Source organism: Streptomyces carpinensis, from assembly GCF_002154505.1.
Classification (GTDB): Bacteria; Actinomycetota; Actinomycetes; order Streptomycetales; family Streptomycetaceae; genus Streptomyces; species Streptomyces carpinensis.
In genome coordinates this window covers 36,197-51,954 of sequence record NZ_MUBM01000129.1, presented here as the reverse complement: position 1 = coordinate 51,954, position 15,758 = coordinate 36,197, and the positions used below count along the sequence as shown (strand labels likewise).

At 68.8% G+C, this 15,758-nt stretch carries 11 protein-coding genes and 1 pseudogene; 10 read left to right on the top strand and 2 right to left on the bottom strand.

The genetic code is table 11. From position 1 onward, the window contains the following. Positions 1-601: 601 nt before the first annotated feature. From rpsL to tuf, 4 genes are all read left to right on the top strand, one after another. Positions 602-973: a 30S ribosomal protein S12 gene (rpsL, locus tag BZY54_RS18235; RefSeq protein WP_003948652.1), complete on the top strand. Its 372-nt coding sequence runs from the start codon at positions 602-604 to the stop codon at positions 971-973. A gap of 2 nt (positions 974-975) precedes the next feature. After that, positions 976-1,446 carry a 30S ribosomal protein S7 gene (gene rpsG, locus BZY54_RS18230; RefSeq protein WP_003998848.1) on the top strand — a complete coding sequence of 157 codons (471 nt, stop codon included), beginning with the start codon at positions 976-978 and terminating at the stop codon, positions 1,444-1,446. 39 nt (positions 1,447-1,485) lie between these two features. Then, on the top strand, positions 1,486-3,612 hold the full coding sequence (gene fusA / locus BZY54_RS18225) for an elongation factor G (protein WP_086726250.1): 2,127 nt from the start codon (positions 1,486-1,488) through the stop codon (positions 3,610-3,612). A gap of 156 nt (positions 3,613-3,768) precedes the next feature. Beyond that, a complete protein-coding gene (gene tuf / locus BZY54_RS18220) occupies positions 3,769-4,962 on the top strand; it encodes an elongation factor Tu (protein WP_086726249.1) in 1,194 nt (397 codons plus the stop codon). A 198-nt stretch (positions 4,963-5,160) separates the two neighbouring features. On the opposite strand, the gene BZY54_RS18215 is transcribed toward tuf, so the two are convergent. Both BZY54_RS18215 and BZY54_RS18205 read right to left on the bottom strand, forming a co-directional pair. Continuing rightward, on the bottom strand, positions 5,161-6,540 hold the full coding sequence (locus BZY54_RS18215; RefSeq protein ID WP_483025148.1) for a carbohydrate-binding protein: 1,380 nt from the start codon (positions 6,538-6,540) through the stop codon (positions 5,161-5,163). 212 nt (positions 6,541-6,752) lie between these two features. Further along, a pseudogene (locus BZY54_RS18205) lies at positions 6,753-7,725 on the bottom strand (LysR family transcriptional regulator). Positions 7,726-7,913: 188 nt separating this feature from the next. Between BZY54_RS18205 and BZY54_RS18200 the strand changes: the two are divergent. The 6 genes from BZY54_RS18200 to BZY54_RS18175 all read left to right on the top strand — a co-directional run bounded on the left by BZY54_RS18200 (position 7,914) and on the right by BZY54_RS18175 (position 15,185). Then, a complete protein-coding gene (locus tag BZY54_RS18200; protein ID WP_086726246.1) occupies positions 7,914-11,018 on the top strand; it encodes a glycosyl hydrolase 115 family protein in 3,105 nt (1,034 codons plus the stop codon). Between the two features lie 119 nt (positions 11,019-11,137). Beyond that, positions 11,138-11,497: a hypothetical protein gene (locus tag BZY54_RS18195; protein WP_086726245.1), complete on the top strand. Its 360-nt coding sequence runs from the start codon at positions 11,138-11,140 to the stop codon at positions 11,495-11,497. Between the two features lie 241 nt (positions 11,498-11,738). Then, a complete protein-coding gene (locus BZY54_RS52260; RefSeq protein WP_208640689.1) occupies positions 11,739-12,017 on the top strand; it encodes a hypothetical protein in 279 nt (92 codons plus the stop codon). Positions 12,018-12,024: 7 nt separating this feature from the next. Next, a complete protein-coding gene (locus BZY54_RS18185) occupies positions 12,025-13,800 on the top strand; it encodes an alpha/beta hydrolase (RefSeq protein ID WP_143668072.1) in 1,776 nt (591 codons plus the stop codon). A 95-nt stretch (positions 13,801-13,895) separates the two neighbouring features. After that, complete coding sequence (locus BZY54_RS18180; RefSeq protein ID WP_086726242.1) at positions 13,896-14,396, top strand: hypothetical protein; 501 nt, start codon at positions 13,896-13,898, stop codon at positions 14,394-14,396. 222 nt (positions 14,397-14,618) lie between these two features. Next, complete coding sequence (locus BZY54_RS18175; RefSeq protein WP_244217215.1) at positions 14,619-15,185, top strand: hypothetical protein; 567 nt, start codon at positions 14,619-14,621, stop codon at positions 15,183-15,185. The last annotated feature ends 573 nt before the right edge of the window (positions 15,186-15,758 follow it).

Here is a 15,758-nt window from a genome sequence, read left to right as displayed (position 1 = left end):
CCGCACACGGACATACGGCCCTGAGTTTCATCGGTGGGACTGGGTTGAGACCGCAGCACGCGGCGGGCTTCGGCCGCACCCCCGCGGCCCGCTCCGGCCGTCTTGCGGGTGCGGGTGCGGTCGGCTGTCCCATACGGCTGCGGACGGCCGTGCCGCGGGGCAGCACGGGTGGGTTCGAGGCGCCTTCCTCTACGGCCAGGACACGCCCGCTGACGCCCGTATGGCGGGGCGCGTCGGCCTCGTTCGGCCCTCGCACGCCTTACTTCTGGGTCGCGTCCGGCCGCCAGCTGTGGTAAGGAGGTGACGATGGGTGGAACAGCAGGCAGGACGGCGGAGCCGATGCGCGGCGAGTGCGGCGTGCCGGTCGCGCCGCTTCTGTTTTGACCGGAGTGAGTGCGCTGGGTACGCTCAGACCTTGTGCCTGGGGTGTGCCCTGGCTCTCGTGCGTGCCTACAACCGCCAGGGAGCCGTCACCGGCCACCGTAATCTGCGCTTCTTCTGCCTTGCGGCGGGAATCCGCGGGATTCGACACACCCGACCGCGTGGGTCGGCGAAGTTCCAGGTTAGCTGTACCCATCGGCACACAGAAACCGGAGAAGTAGTGCCTACGATCCAGCAGCTGGTCCGCAAGGGCCGGCAGGACAAGGTCGAGAAGAACAAGACGCCCGCACTCGAGGGTTCGCCCCAGCGCCGTGGCGTCTGCACGCGTGTGTTCACGACCACCCCGAAGAAGCCGAACTCGGCCCTCCGCAAGGTCGCGCGTGTGCGTCTGACCAGCGGCATCGAGGTCACCGCTTACATTCCGGGTGAGGGACACAACCTGCAGGAGCACTCCATCGTGCTCGTGCGCGGCGGCCGTGTGAAGGACCTGCCGGGTGTTCGCTACAAGATCATCCGCGGCTCCCTCGACACCCAGGGTGTCAAGAACCGCAAGCAGGCCCGCAGCCGTTACGGCGCCAAGAAGGAGAAGTAAGAATGCCTCGTAAGGGCCCCGCCCCGAAGCGCCCGGTCATCATCGACCCGGTCTACGGTTCTCCTCTGGTGACCTCCCTGATCAACAAGGTGCTGCTGAACGGCAAGCGCTCCACCGCCGAGCGCATCGTCTACGGCGCCATGGAGGGCCTGCGCGAGAAGACCGGCAACGACCCGGTCATCACGCTCAAGCGCGCTCTCGAGAACATCAAGCCGACCCTCGAGGTCAAGTCCCGCCGTGTCGGTGGCGCCACCTACCAGGTGCCGGTCGAGGTCAAGCCCGGCCGTGCCAACACCCTGGCGCTGCGCTGGCTGGTCGGTTACTCCCGCGCCCGTCGCGAGAAGACCATGACCGAGCGTCTGCTCAACGAGCTCCTCGACGCCTCCAACGGCCTCGGTGCCGCTGTGAAGAAGCGCGAGGACACGCACAAGATGGCCGAGTCCAACAAGGCCTTCGCGCACTACCGCTGGTAGTCGCTACCCACATCGAGACCGAGAGAAGACTGAAGCCTTATGGCTACCACTTCACTTGACCTGGCCAAGGTCCGCAACATCGGGATCATGGCCCACATCGACGCGGGCAAGACGACCACCACCGAGCGGATCCTGTTCTACACCGGTGTGTCGTACAAGATCGGTGAGGTCCACGACGGCGCTGCCACCATGGACTGGATGGAGCAGGAGCAGGAGCGTGGCATCACGATCACCTCTGCTGCCACCACCTGCCACTGGCCGCTGGAAGACGTCGACCACACCATCAACATCATCGACACGCCGGGCCACGTCGACTTCACCGTCGAGGTGGAGCGTTCCCTGCGTGTGCTCGACGGTGCCGTGACGGTGTTCGACGGCGTCGCCGGCGTCGAGCCCCAGTCCGAGACGGTGTGGCGTCAGGCGGACCGCTACGGCGTCCCGCGTATCTGCTTCGTCAACAAGCTCGACCGCACCGGTGCCGAGTTCCACCGCTGTGTCGACATGATCACCGACCGCCTGGGTGCCCAGCCGCTCGTCATGCAGCTGCCGATCGGCGCCGAGGCGGACTTCAAGGGTGTCGTCGACCTGGTGAAGATGAAGGCCCTGGTGTGGTCCGCCGAGGCCACCAAGGGCGAGATGTACGACACCGTCGACATCCCGGCCACGCACACCGAGGCCGCCGAGGAGTGGCGCGGCAAGCTGCTCGAGGCCGTCGCGGAGAACGACGAAGAGCTGATGGAGCTGTACCTGGAGGGCGAGGAGCCCACCGAGGAGCAGCTGTACGCGGCGATCCGCCGTATCACCATCGCCTCCGGCAAGGGCACCGGCACCACCGTGACCCCGGTGTTCTGCGGCACCGCGTTCAAGAACAAGGGCGTCCAGCCCCTGCTCGACGCGGTCGTGCGCTACCTGCCGTCCCCGGTCGACATCGAGGCCATCGAGGGCCACGACGTCAAGGACCCGGAGACGGTCGTCAAGCGCAAGCCGTCCGACGACGAGCCGCTGTCGGCGCTGGCGTTCAAGATCATGAGCGACCCGCACCTCGGCAAGCTCACCTTCGTCCGCGTGTACTCCGGTCGCCTGGAATCCGGCAGCTCCGTGCTGAACTCGGTGAAGGGCAAGAAGGAGCGCATCGGCAAGATCTACCGCATGCACGCCAACAAGCGTGAGGAGATCGAGTCGGTGGGCGCCGGTGACATCGTCGCCGTCATGGGTCTGAAGCAGACCACGACCGGTGAGACGCTGTCCGACGACAAGCAGCCGGTGATCCTGGAGTCCATGGACTTCCCGGCGCCGGTCATCCAGGTCGCCATCGAGCCCAAGTCGAAGGGCGACCAGGAGAAGCTGGGCGTCGCGATCCAGCGCCTGGCCGAGGAGGACCCGTCCTTCCAGGTCCACTCGGACGAGGAGACCGGCCAGACCATCATCGGCGGCATGGGCGAGCTGCACCTCGAGGTGCTGGTCGACCGTATGCGCCGTGAGTTCAAGGTCGAGGCCAACGTCGGCAAGCCGCAGGTCGCCTACCGCGAGACGATCCGCAAGTCCGTCGAGAAGGTCGAGTACACCCACAAGAAGCAGACGGGTGGTACCGGCCAGTTCGCCCGCGTCATCATCGCGATCGAGCCGATCGAGGGCGGCGACGCCTCGTACGAGTTCATCAACAAGGTGACCGGTGGCCGCGTGCCGAAGGAGTACATCCCTTCGGTGGACGCCGGTGCGCAGGAGGCCATGCAGTTCGGCATCCTCGCCGGTTACGAGATGACCGGTGTCCGCGTGACGCTGCTCGACGGTGCCTACCACGAGGTCGACTCCTCCGAGCTCGCGTTCAAGATCGCCGGCTCGCAGGCCTTCAAGGAGGCCGCGCGCAAGGCCAGCCCCGTGCTGCTCGAGCCGATGATGGCCGTCGAGGTCACCACGCCCGAGGACTACATGGGTGAGGTCATCGGCGACATCAACTCCCGCCGTGGCCAGATCCAGGCCATGGAGGAGCGGGCGGGTGCCCGCGTCGTGAAGGGCCTCGTGCCCCTCTCGGAGATGTTCGGCTACGTCGGAGACCTCCGCAGCAAGACGTCGGGTCGCGCAAGCTACTCGATGCAGTTCGACTCCTACGCCGAGGTTCCGCGGAACGTCGCCGAGGAGATCATCGCGAAGGCCAAGGGCGAGTAACGCACCCCGTTCACACGCTTTAGGCTTGACTCCGGAGCCTCGTGGGGCATTCCACCGCAAAGCGGCCGGAATGCCCCGGGGATCCGGGCCATCCAGCAAAGATCACCTGGCGCCGATGAAGTAAGGCGTACAGAACCACTCCACAGGAGGACCCCAGTGGCGAAGGCGAAGTTCGAGCGGACTAAGCCGCACGTCAACATCGGCACCATCGGTCACATCGACCACGGTAAGACGACCCTCACGGCCGCCATTACCAAGGTGCTGCACGACGCGTACCCGGAGCTGAACGAGGCCACCCCGTTCGACAACATCGACAAGGCTCCCGAGGAGCGCCAGCGCGGTATCACCATCTCCATCGCGCACGTCGAGTACCAGACCGAGGCGCGTCACTACGCCCACGTCGACTGCCCGGGTCACGCGGACTACATCAAGAACATGATCACCGGTGCCGCCCAGATGGACGGCGCGATCCTGGTGGTCGCCGCCACCGACGGCCCGATGCCGCAGACCAAGGAGCACGTGCTCCTGGCCCGCCAGGTCGGCGTTCCGTACATCGTGGTCGCCCTCAACAAGTCCGACATGGTGGACGACGAGGAGATCATGGAGCTCGTCGAGCTCGAGGTCCGTGAGCTCCTCTCCGAGTACGAGTTCCCGGGCGACGACCTGCCGGTCGTCCGTGTCTCCGCTCTGAAGGCGCTCGAGGGCGACGAGAAGTGGACCCAGTCCGTTCTCGACCTCATGAACGCCGTCGACACCGCGATCCCGGAGCCGGAGCGCGACGTCGACAAGCCGTTCCTGATGCCGATCGAGGACGTCTTCACCATCACCGGTCGCGGTACGGTCGTCACCGGCCGTATCGAGCGTGGTGTCCTCAAGGTCAACGAGACCGTCGACATCATCGGCATCAAGACGGAGAAGACCTCCACCACGGTCACCGGCATCGAGATGTTCCGCAAGCTGCTCGACGAGGGCCAGGCCGGTGAGAACGTCGGTCTGCTGCTCCGCGGCATCAAGCGCGAGGACGTCGAGCGCGGCCAGGTCATCATCAAGCCGGGCTCGGTCACCCCGCACACCGAGTTCGAGGCGCAGGCCTACATCCTCTCCAAGGACGAGGGTGGCCGCCACACGCCGTTCTTCAACAACTACCGCCCGCAGTTCTACTTCCGTACGACGGACGTGACCGGCGTGGTGACCCTCCCCGAGGGCACCGAGATGGTCATGCCGGGTGACAACACCGAGATGAAGGTGGAGCTCATCCAGCCCGTCGCCATGGAGGAGGGCCTGAAGTTCGCCATCCGTGAGGGTGGCCGGACCGTCGGCGCCGGCCAGGTCACCAAGATCGTCAAGTAACTCTTGAGGATCTGACCTGGTAGCTCCGCTGCGAGCACCTGTGAGGGCCCGTACGACTTCGGTCGTACGGGCCCTTTCGCATGTGTGTGCGACGGTCATGCCGAGGGGAGCCGGGCCGGCAACGGCAGCGGGCCCGGGTGCCCCATCACGGCGCACCCGGGCCCGTCCGCCCCCTTGGCGGTCAGTGCCGCATGTGGATCACACGCGCTGCCACAGCGCCGGTACGTTCGGCGGCTCCCAGCCGGGCTGGGCCTGGTGGCCCTGGAGGCAGCGGTACGTCGCGCCGCCGTAGGTCACGGTGTCGCCGGCCCGGTAGACGGTGCCTGCCGCCCACGTGCCGCCGGGCTGACCGGGGCCGCCCGGGTCACCGGGGCCGCCGGTCGTCGTCTTCAGGGTGAGCCCGTAGGTGCTCAGGATCGGGTTGACGGGCTGGAAGTACGTGGTCCCACCGCTGGTGCAGTCGCCCGAACCACCGGAGGTGACGCCCTGCGCCTGGCTGCCGGAGATGAAGGAGCCGCCCGAGTCGCCGGGTTCCGCGCACACCGAGGTGCGGGTGACCCCGGAGACGGTGCCTTCCTGGTAGGTCACGCTGGTGTTCAGCTGCTGCACCGTGCCGCAGTGCCAGCCGGTCGTCGAACCGGAGCGGCACACCGAGGAGCCGACCGGCGCCACGGTGGACCCGGTCACCTGGAGGTTCTGCCCGTTCTGGCTGACGTAGGGGGTCGCGGTCCAGCTGGAGTTGGTGGCCACCCAGGCCATGTCGTTGCCGGGGAAGATCGACGCCTGGAAGGTGCCCTGTGAGACCTGGTTGGAGCCGGTCGTGGTGGAGCCGGCCCGGCCGCAGTGTCCGGCCGTGGCGAAGCCCTGCTGGGCACCCCGGGTGATGGGGAACCCGATCGAGCAGCGGGTGTTTCCGTTGATGTAGTACGCGTCGCCGCCCCGCAGGTCGTACAGCGGGCGGGGCCGTTCGGCGGCCTTCTTCACCCGCACCAGGCCGCGGTCCACCCCGGCGGCCTCCATCAGCGCCCGCGCCGCGGCCGGCCGGACGGCCTCGATCACCACGCTGTTGGTGCGCACGTCGACGTACCAGGCCGGGGCGTCGGCGGTCGAGGTGTGCCGGGCCGCCCGGTCCAGACGGGCCTTGGCGGCGTCCAGCGCGGTGAGCGAGTACCGCACGACGGCGGGCTCGGCGCCCCGCGCCCTGATCGCCGCCGCGTCGGCGGCGTCGGTGGTCGCCACGGTCAGCGTGCCCGACTCGGCACCGCTGACCCAGGCGCCCGCGAAGTCGGCGCCCAGCGCGCCGCGCAGCCGGCCGGCCGTGGCGCCCGCCTCCGCCTCGTTCGCCAGCCGCCTCTCGGCCTGCTGCCGGTCGATGCCCAGGTCGCGCTGCATGGCGCGCAGGACGGCGGCGGAGGTGTCGGCGGTGCGCAGCGTCTGCGCGGCCGACGGCGCCGACCGGCCGGCCTGCGCGGCGGGGGCGGCCGTCCCCGCGCTCGCCGTGCCGCTCAGCCCGGTCAGGACCAGGGCGCCCGTGGCCACCACGGCGGCGCAGGCGGCTCTGGTGTGTCGCTGGAGCAGGGGGATCTCCTCGGTCTCGGTGGGGAGGTGCCGAAACCGTAAGAAGGGTCAACTGGACGGCATAAGGCTCCGGTTGACCCCCTGGCTCGGTGTTATGGAAGAACCCCGGCTCGTCGTCGTGGAGGAACCCTGGATCGTCGTTGCCGAAGAGCCCCCGGCCGGCCGTCGCGAATGACGCCGCGGATGACGGGACGTCGGGCGGCCTGCCGGTGTCACGGAAGGGCTCCGGCGGTACTTCCGCCCCTGGCGAGCCAGCCGGCGTAGCTGTCGCTGCGGGCCGCCGCGTCGGCGTGGGCGACGCGGGCCCGGGCCAGCACGGTGGCCGCCGTGTCGGCATGCTGGGTGGCCGGATGCCAGCCGAGCAGGTGGCGCCAGAGCAGCGGGGTGCCGGCCAGCGCTCTGGTGGTGATGCCGGGCGTGGTCGGGAAGGTGGCCCGGCACAGGCCCACCGCCCGGCCCACCTGGACCAGGTGCACGCAGGAGGCGATGTCCGTCTCGTACATCCGCCGCGGGGCGAACCCGGCGCGTGCGCAGGCGGCGGTGAAGCAGTCGCCGAAGCAGCCGTCGCCGGGCACGCAGGCCCACTCCTCGTCCGCCAGTTTGGCCAGTTCGACCTCGGGTGTGGGGGCGAGCGGATGGGTGTCGGCGAGCATGACGAAGACCGGGTCGACGGCGAACTCCTGCCACACCAGATGCTCGGTGTCGGGAGGCGCGGCGGTGCCGCAGGCGCCGGTGACCGCGAAGTCCAGGCGGCCCTCGGCCAGCAGGGCGGCCAGTTCCCGTTCGGACCACGAGGCGTGGGTGGTCACTCGGGTGTCGGGTCCCGCTGTGGCCGTCAGGTCCACGAGGGCACCCAGCAGCGGCCCGTGCGTGCCGCCCAGCCGCAGCAGCCGCTCCGTCTCGCGGCGGGCCCGCGTCCGCGCGAAGCGGACCGCCTCCTGCTGGAGTTCGGTCACCGCCGGCAGCACGATCCGGGGCGCGTTCCAGCACCAGCTCGCCCAGCGCGGTGGGCCGCACGCCGTGCCTGCCGCGCTCGAACAGCTCACCGCCCAGAGCCCGTTCGATCCGTCTGAGCTGAGCGCTCAGCGCGGGCTGCGCGAGCCCTAGAACCGTCGCCGCCCGGGTGAGGCTGCCCGCCTCGGCGATCGCCCGGACCGTCCTGAGATGCCGCAACTCCAGCTCCATGGGGGGAGCTTGCTGCGCGGACGGCGGACGGGCAAGGGGTTGGTCCGGACCACTGGAGGCGCCGCAGCAGGGGGCCGCGCGGAGCGGCCGTTACGAAACTATTCGGCGCGCACGACCCCTGTTCCTCAGGAGCCACCCGCTCCACCATTTGTCATGCCGCTAACCAAATTCGAGTGGGAGGGTGTGGCATGTCTGCGCACGTCAGCCGCAGAGCCGTACTGGGGGCCGGTCTGGCCGCGGTGCCGGTGATGTCGTCGTCGGGAGCCGTATGGGCGGCGGGGAACAAGGACGCGGAGGCGGCCGCGGGCGCAAGCGGCGGTCTCCGGCGGACGGACCCCGGGGCGTACGTCTCCTTCTCGGCCACCTCCCCGGCGCCCGGCGCCTTCTCCCTGATCGGCGCCCCGGTCCTGGTCAGCACCGACGACCACCCGGGGGTCGTACGGGTCGCGGCCGACCTGCGGAGCGACATCGCACGGGTCACGGGCGTACGCCCCGGCAGCACCATCGCCCGCTTCGCCGTGCTCGTCGGGACGATCGGCCGCAGCCCGCTGGTCGACGGCCTGGTGAAGTCCGGAAAGCTGGACGTCACCGGCGTGCGCGACCGCTGGGAGACCTCACTGCAGACCGTGGTGGACCACCCCATGCCGGGGGTCGAGCGCGCGCTCGTCATCGCGGGCAGCGACCCGCGCGGCACCATCTTCGGGGCTTACGACGTCTCGTACGGCATCGGAGTCTCCCCCTGGTACTGGTGGGACGACGTACCGCCGGTGCGCAGGAACCGCGTGTGGATCCTCCCGGGCCGGTACACGCAGGGCACGCCCACGGTGAGGTACCGGGGTGTGTTCATCAACGACGAGAACCCGGCGCTCGGCACCTGGGCCCCGGAGTACTTCGGACCGGGCAAGGCGGAGGGCTACCCCGGCGGTTTCAACGCCGACTTCTACGCGAAGGTCTTCGAGCTGCTGCTCCGGCTGAAGGGCAACTACCTCTGGCCGGCGGTGTGGGGGCGCGCCTTCGCTGAGGACGACCCGGAGAACCACAAGCGGGCCGCGGAGTACGGCATCGTCATGGGCACCTCCCACGAGGCCCCGATGATGCGGGGCATCGAGGAGTGGAACCGCCACGCGAGCGCCGGGCACGATCCCTACGGCGGCACGGGCGAGTGGTCGTACGTGCGCAATGCGGAGGCGCTCAAGAAGTACTGGCGGGCGGGCATCCAGCGGATGGTCGACCAGGGCTTCGAGGGCGTGGTGACCCTCGGCATGCGCGGCAACGGCGACACCAGCCTGCCGGACGGCGACGGCATCGAGCTGATGCGCGAGATCATCGCGGCGCAGCGCCAGATCATCGAGGAGGTCACCGGCAAACCGGCCGCCGAGACTCCACAGGTGTGGACGCTGTACAAGGAGGTGCAGCGCTACTGGGACCGCGGCCTGCGGGCGCCCGACGACGTCACCGTCGTCCTCACCGACGACAACTGGGGCAACATCCGCAAGCACCCGGACCCGGCCGAGCCCGCGCGGACCGGCGGTCACGGCCTGTACTACCACTTCGACTACGTGGGAGCCGGACGCAACTACAAGTGGGTCGACACGGCCAACCTCCGCAACGTCCAGGAGCAGCTCCACCAGGCGCACGCCTACGGCAACCACGGCCTGTGGGTGGTGAACGTGGGCGACCTGAAGGGCAACGAACTGCCGACGGAGTTCTTCCTGAACTACGCCTGGAGCCCGGAGAGCTGGCCGCAGGAACGGCTGGGGGAGTGGGAGCGGCGCTACGCCCGCCAGAACTTCGGCGAGGCGCAGTCCGCGGCGACAGCGGAGGTACTGGCGGCGTACGGGAAGTTGCAGGCCCGCCGGAAGCCGGAGCTGCTGAACCGCCGTATCACCCTCGTGGACGGCAAGGTCGTCAACGACGACCAGCAGACCCCGTACTACTTCGCCCACCGCGAGCTGGAGCGGGTCACGCAGGAGTGGCAGGACCTGGCGAGGAAGGCGGACCGGATCGCCCGCCAACTGCCCTCCGGCACCCAGGACGCCTGGTTCGAGCTGGTGGGCTACGAGGTGGAGGCCACGGCGAACCTGTACGAGCTGCGCCAGGCGGAGTTCACCAACCTCCTGTACGCACGGCAGGGCCGCGCCGCGACCAACGCCCGCGCGGAGCAGGCGGAAGCGGGCCTGGCCAAGGACCGGGCCCTGGCCGAGCGCTTCGACTCGCAGGTGGCCGACGGCAAGTGGAAGGGCTTCCAGACCCAGCCGCACATCGACTACGGAGACGTGGACCGCTACGGCCCGAACGCCGGCTGGCAGCAGCCGGAGAAGGACAACGTGGCACTCCCGGACGTGCTCTTCCCGGCGGTGAAGCGGATCGACGTGCCCGAGGGCGCGGAGCTGGGAGTGTCGGTGGACGGAGCCGAGGACGCCGGGAGATGGTGGCCGTCAGGCGCGGGGACCGAGCAGGCGAGGCTCCCGGAGTTCAGCCCGTACCAGACCCGCCCGCAGCAGTACGTGGAGATCTTCAACCGGGGCCGTACGCCCTTCGAGTACCGGGTGGAGGTCTCCGCCCCGTGGCTGAAGGTGGACCGGACCAGGGGCCGGGTGGACCAGCAGGTGCGGGTGGAGGTCAGGACCGACTGGTCGAGGGTCCCGGCGGACGGGGCGGAGGGCACGCTGACCATCACCGGCGCGGGCAGCACGGTGACCGTCTCCTGCACGGCGCGAAAGCCGTCCACGCGGGCGGCACGCGGCCTGCGGGGCTTCGTCGAGGCGGGCGGCTACGTGGCGATCGACGCGGAGCACTACGACCGTTCGGTGGGTGAATGGCGCCGTCTGGACGGCATCGGCCGCACGACGGCGGGCATGACCCCGTGGCCGGTGACGGCACCGCGCCGAATCCCCGGCGGCTCCTCGCCCCGCCTGGAGTACGAGGTGACCCTGCTGACGGCGAACCCGGGCGAGGTGACCGTCTGGGCGGAGCTCTCCCCACGCAACCCGGCGCTCCAGGCGGGTGAGGGCGGCCTGCGTTACGCCGTCTCCTTCGACGAGCAGACCCCGCAGACCGTGGACATCATCGCGGCCACGGGATCGGACGACGGCGTGATGAACAACCAGTGGGCGAGGAACACCTCGGACAACGTGAACCGCACGGCGACGAAGCACACGCTCACCGGCGCGGGCGTCCACCGCCTGAAGTTCTGGACGGTCGACCCCACGGTGGTGGTACAGCGGCTGCTGATCGACACGGGCGGCCTGCCGGAGACGTATCTGGGGCCGCTGGAGAGCAGGAGGGTGTAGCGGTCGGCGGCGACGCCGGTGTCAACATGATGCTGTGGAAGGCACCGTGACGTGCTCCCGGATCCCTCGGTTGAACTGCTGGACAGTGTCGGCGTATCCAGCGCAGTGAGGGACGGTGGATGGTGGGAGTCGGCCCCAGACCGAAGAAGCTGGTCTCCTCGTCCGCCGAGAAGCGGGCCGAGCACCACATCGAGCCCGGCACGCGCCGGGCGGGTGACTGGGCGGACGAGGAGACCGGGATCGCGGTCCGGGCCTTCGGCCCCAGGGACGGAGAAGGCCGGCTCACCTCCTCCGCCCCGCAGAAGGCCCATCGCACCTGGACCGATCAGGTGGGGAACCTGATGGACCGCCTCGGCGCGGACAAGGAGGCGCTGCGGTCCGGCGACCGTGTCCTGACCGGCATGGACCTGGCGGTCGGCTCGGCGCTGAGAGTTGAGTACGCGTACTCATGGGCCCCCTGGGCCACAGCAATAAGTTGAGGTCAGGCCGGGACATAGCTGGCACGGCACACACCGCATCGCCGCCAGGGCTAGGGGGAGGAATACGCCGATGGCGTGGGACGAGTGGGAGCGGCTCAAGGCAGACGCGGCTCAACGACACTCCGAGCGGATGCAGATCGACCACTTGGCCGACTCGGGAGGTGGAGGGGTGAGTGGTTCCTCTGGAGCGTCAGGCCCTGATCTGAAGGCGTCGATGGGTCCGTGGACCAAGGCCTCCGGCGTGGCACAGGATCTGCGGGCGGCCACGAACTCTGGGCTGTCGGAGCTCAAGACGGCCCACGAGGGCGTCAAGCGCGGGACCGACGGCTTTACGAGCACCGCCGCACTGCACGAGATCCTGGGGACCTGGGAGAAGCGACTGACCTCGGTGCGCAACGAATGCGACCGGCTGCATGGTGCGCTCGCCAAGACCGGCCGTGACTTCGGCGAGATCGACCCCGCAGTCGCCGGCAAGGTCAAGGGCGTGAACACCGGTGAAAAGCCCGACTGGGCCAGGTGAGGTGCGCATGCCCGCATGGCAGCAATTACGCGACGCGAAGTTCACCGAGTACGAGGACGCGGCCGACGGCTGGGGCAAGGTCAGTAACCGGGCCGACGCCGCACGTATCAGGGTCGATCAGGAGATGGCTGCCCCGCTCCGTGCCACACAGAAAGGCCAGGCGCGTACTTCAGCCGAACAAGACCTGACCCAGCTCAGCCGGAACTACCAGTACCTCCACGGTGAATGTGGTCTCGTCCGCACAGCCCTCAACGGCCTTGCCTCCGAACTGTCCAGTGCCCAGAAGAAACTGAGGCAGGCGCTGCAGGATGCTGCCGACCTCAGGTTCACGGTCAACGAGGACGGCTCGGTCGAGTACCCAAGGAGTGCCGAAGCTCCCATGTCGCCCGCCAATGGTGTCGCCGAGCCGGGTGCTCCGGTGCCCTTGTTGCCCGGTGCCGGCGAGGCGAACGGTGACCCCGATAAAGGCAAGGCCGAGGACATTGCCGAGCGTATCTCGCAGGCGGTGAACACAGCCGACGAGATCGATACCCGGTATGCCGAGATCCTGCGCGAGCTGAAGGCCCCGGCCGGCCTGGACGTGACCGACGACATGCTCATGGATGAGGCGCGTGACATGGGCGGCGTCAGGAAGGCGGTCGGCACCTACGTCGACAAGGACGGCATCCCGCACGGCAAGTCCCCTGCCGACAACAAGGAGTGGTGGGACAGCCTTACTGAGGAGCGGCGCGAGGAGTACCAGACGCTCTATCCGGCCGAGATCGGCGCACTCGACGGAGTACCGAGCGCGGTGCGCGACTCGGCCAACCGGATCGTGTTCGGCGAAGCCCACGCCCAGGTCAGGCATGCCCTCGCCGCGCTGGGTCCGGAGCCTCCCAAGACGGTGGTTACGGCGGCCGGGGAGATCCGCAATCCGGAGTGGACGGCGTGGGACGCCATGGGCGGCGGCCGGTTCAAGGACCAGCTCAAGGGGATGGACGCCGTCCAGGCACGCTTCGACCAGACCGGCGTCGACGGCCTGCCTGAGGCCTACCTGCTCGGCTTCGATCTCAAGGGCGACGGCCACGTCATCCTGGCCAACGGCAACCCGGACACGGCGGACAACACGGCGGTGTACGTGCCGGGGACGACGTCGAAGCTGGCGGGTGCCGGAGGTGACATCGGGCGCATGGCGCGGACGTGGAAGGAAGCCAACGGCATGTCTCCCGGCGGGTCAACCTCTACGGTCACCTGGATCGGCTACGACGCCCCGCAGAACATCCTCACCGACTCCCCTCGGCCGAGCTACGCCAGCCACGGGGCACCGATCCTCAATGACTTCTTGGACGGCCTGCAGACTGCCCAGGGCGGTCCAAACGCGAGCCACACCACAGTCATCGGTCACAGCTATGGGACCACCGTGATCGGCGTGGCCGCTCAGGAGCACCACCTGGCGGCCGACGACATTGTGGTCGCCGGCAGCCCGGGCATGCTGGTGGGTGATGCGAGTGCTCTGGGCGTAGGCAGGGAGCACGTCTGGTCCGAAGCGGCCGGATCCGATCCGGTGCCGTACATCGGCCGGGACTTCCTCGGCGGCTGGAAGTGGGGTGTGGATACCTGGCATGGCGTTCCCTACAACGCTGGGTACATCCAGACGATCCCGTCCGACGAGGCATTCGGCGCCCACAGGATGGACGTGGACACCAGTGGCCACAGTGGGTATTGGGACGAGGACTCGAAGGGTCTCAAGAACCAGGCAGCGGTAGTTGTCGGCCGATATGACAAGGTCCAGGAGGAGAATTGATCCGCCCCTCGCGTCAACGCCTTCGGGTTCATTGGCTCGGCATGGTCGCCGCCAGCGCCGTTTTCTCTCTCACTGGAACAGGTTGTTCGAACACCATGGACCACAGCGAAGCCTCCGCGTCCGGGCACGAGGCCACCGGATCAAAGGCGACCACCCTAGGTGTGGACAGGGCCCGGGAGAAGGCGAAGGCCGTCTCCAGCCAGATCTATGAACTGATCAACATTCGGACCGGCAAGGTCACCGAACCAGGTCCCAGCATCTCGACCTGCGACCAGGATCCCAAAAACTTCTACAAGACCGTTCATCCCTGGTCTGTCTACGACGTCTCCGAGGACGAGCTGAAGGCCGGATTCCAGCGACTCAAAGAAGGCCTCCCCGGGAAAGGGTGGAAGATCGTCCAATACGGTCCCAACAAGAGTAGGGACAGGACGCTCGAACTCACGGCAGATTCACGGAGCGAGCCCTTCTCGGTGAATGTCGAGCTCTGGGTTTCGAGTCCGACGGCCGGAGCTGAGAAGGACCCGAAGATCCTGGTCAACGTTGTCTCCGGCTGCTGGCGGGCCCCCAAGGGCACGGATCTCAGCACGCAGTACTGACCGCTGAGGGCCTCTATGCTCCGTGCAGGCCCTATCACGTAGGCGTTTGGCATCTCCGATGCCGGTTTTACCTGGTCAGTCGGCGTGTCAGCTGGGATGGCCTCGCGGGTGAGGTGGCGGGGCATCAGGTTGGCGGCCGGGGAGCCACATCGGGACTGTCACTGCGTGTAGCTAGAGTTGTCACCGAGGCTTCCGCTTCACGAACGCACGGGGGAGGACGTTGTGTTGCCGAGCGATGCCGGTTCGGGGGCGGCCGACCAGCCGCCGCCGTTGCTGTCGGTTCTGCCGGGCATGTTCGCGGCGGCAGGTGCCGCGGGTGTCGGGGCCGCGGCCGCGTTGGCGGCGGAGTACACGTCGTTCACGGAGTTCAAGAAGAGAGTGGACGCCCTGATCCACGATCTGAAGGGCTCGGAGGCCGGCCCGGGCAAGGTCGGCAAGGCCCAGCTCGCACGCCGGCAGTTCGGCGGCGGAGGAGGGTCGTGGGGAGAGGCGGCCGGCATCTACACGGCGTACGAGACGGTCATCAGCGAACTCGAGACGCTGTCGAAGCTGCTGTCCGACTCCATGGAGGGCATGGGCATCGCGGTCGTGGCCTCGCACAAGGGCTACCAGAACATCGACGTCGACGTCCGCAGGCGGATGGCGGCGATCAGCGCCGAGACGACCGAGCACTACGGCGGGGCCTACGACCCGTCCCTGCCCGAGAAGGGCCACGGTCAGGGTGACGTCGGGGCGCAGCCGGACCAGTCCGGGCGGCCGCCCACGGGCGACTCGGGTGGCACGATCTGATGGCGGCGGATGTCTTTCGGACGGCGGCGGGGGAGGCCTGATGGCAGGCAAGGGAAGCGGCGGCGGTACGTCCTTCGAGAGCATGAGCCACGAGCAGATGCTCGCGTGGCTGGACCAGGCGAACGCGGGAGAGGTGCAGGCCGCCGCCGACCGTCTGACCGCGGCCGCCACGGAGATCCGCAAGATCGCGGATGAGCTGAAGGTGCGCCCGCAGTGGGTGGAGTGGAAGGGCGACGGTGCGGAGGCGTTCCGTACCTGGGCCGACGACCTCGCCAACTCCACCCACCGACTGGGCGACTTCAGCGAGGGCGCGGGGAAGTGGCTGGGCCACGCCTCGGGCGCGATCGCGACGGCCCAGACGTCGATCCCCCGCGACACCAAGAGCGCCCAGGCCAACCTGGACGCGGCCACGGCCGCCCACAACGACCCGGACGCCGCCGCGGTCCGCGCCGAGTCCGCGAGCGAACTGGCCGCCCTGAAGGCCGACCGCGAGAAGGTCCGCCAGGAGGCGGCGGCCCAGATGCGGAAGCTGGGACAGTCCTACGATCAGTCCGCTACGCAGATGAATGCCCT

Excerpts from the sequence above, each read along its gene's own strand:
- rpsG (WP_003998848.1), top strand. The coding sequence starts at position 976 with ATGCCTCGTAAGGGCCCCGCCCCGAAGCGCCCGGTCATCATCGACCCG.
- fusA (WP_086726250.1), top strand. The coding sequence starts at position 1,486 with ATGGCTACCACTTCACTTGACCTGGCCAAGGTCCGCAACATCGGGATC.
- BZY54_RS18200 (WP_086726246.1), top strand. The coding sequence starts at position 7,914 with ATGTCTGCGCACGTCAGCCGCAGAGCCGTACTGGGGGCCGGTCTGGCC.
- BZY54_RS18195 (WP_086726245.1), top strand. The coding sequence starts at position 11,138 with ATGGTGGGAGTCGGCCCCAGACCGAAGAAGCTGGTCTCCTCGTCCGCC.
- BZY54_RS18185 (WP_143668072.1), top strand. The coding sequence starts at position 12,025 with ATGCCCGCATGGCAGCAATTACGCGACGCGAAGTTCACCGAGTACGAG.
- BZY54_RS18180 (WP_086726242.1), top strand. The coding sequence starts at position 13,896 with ATGGACCACAGCGAAGCCTCCGCGTCCGGGCACGAGGCCACCGGATCA.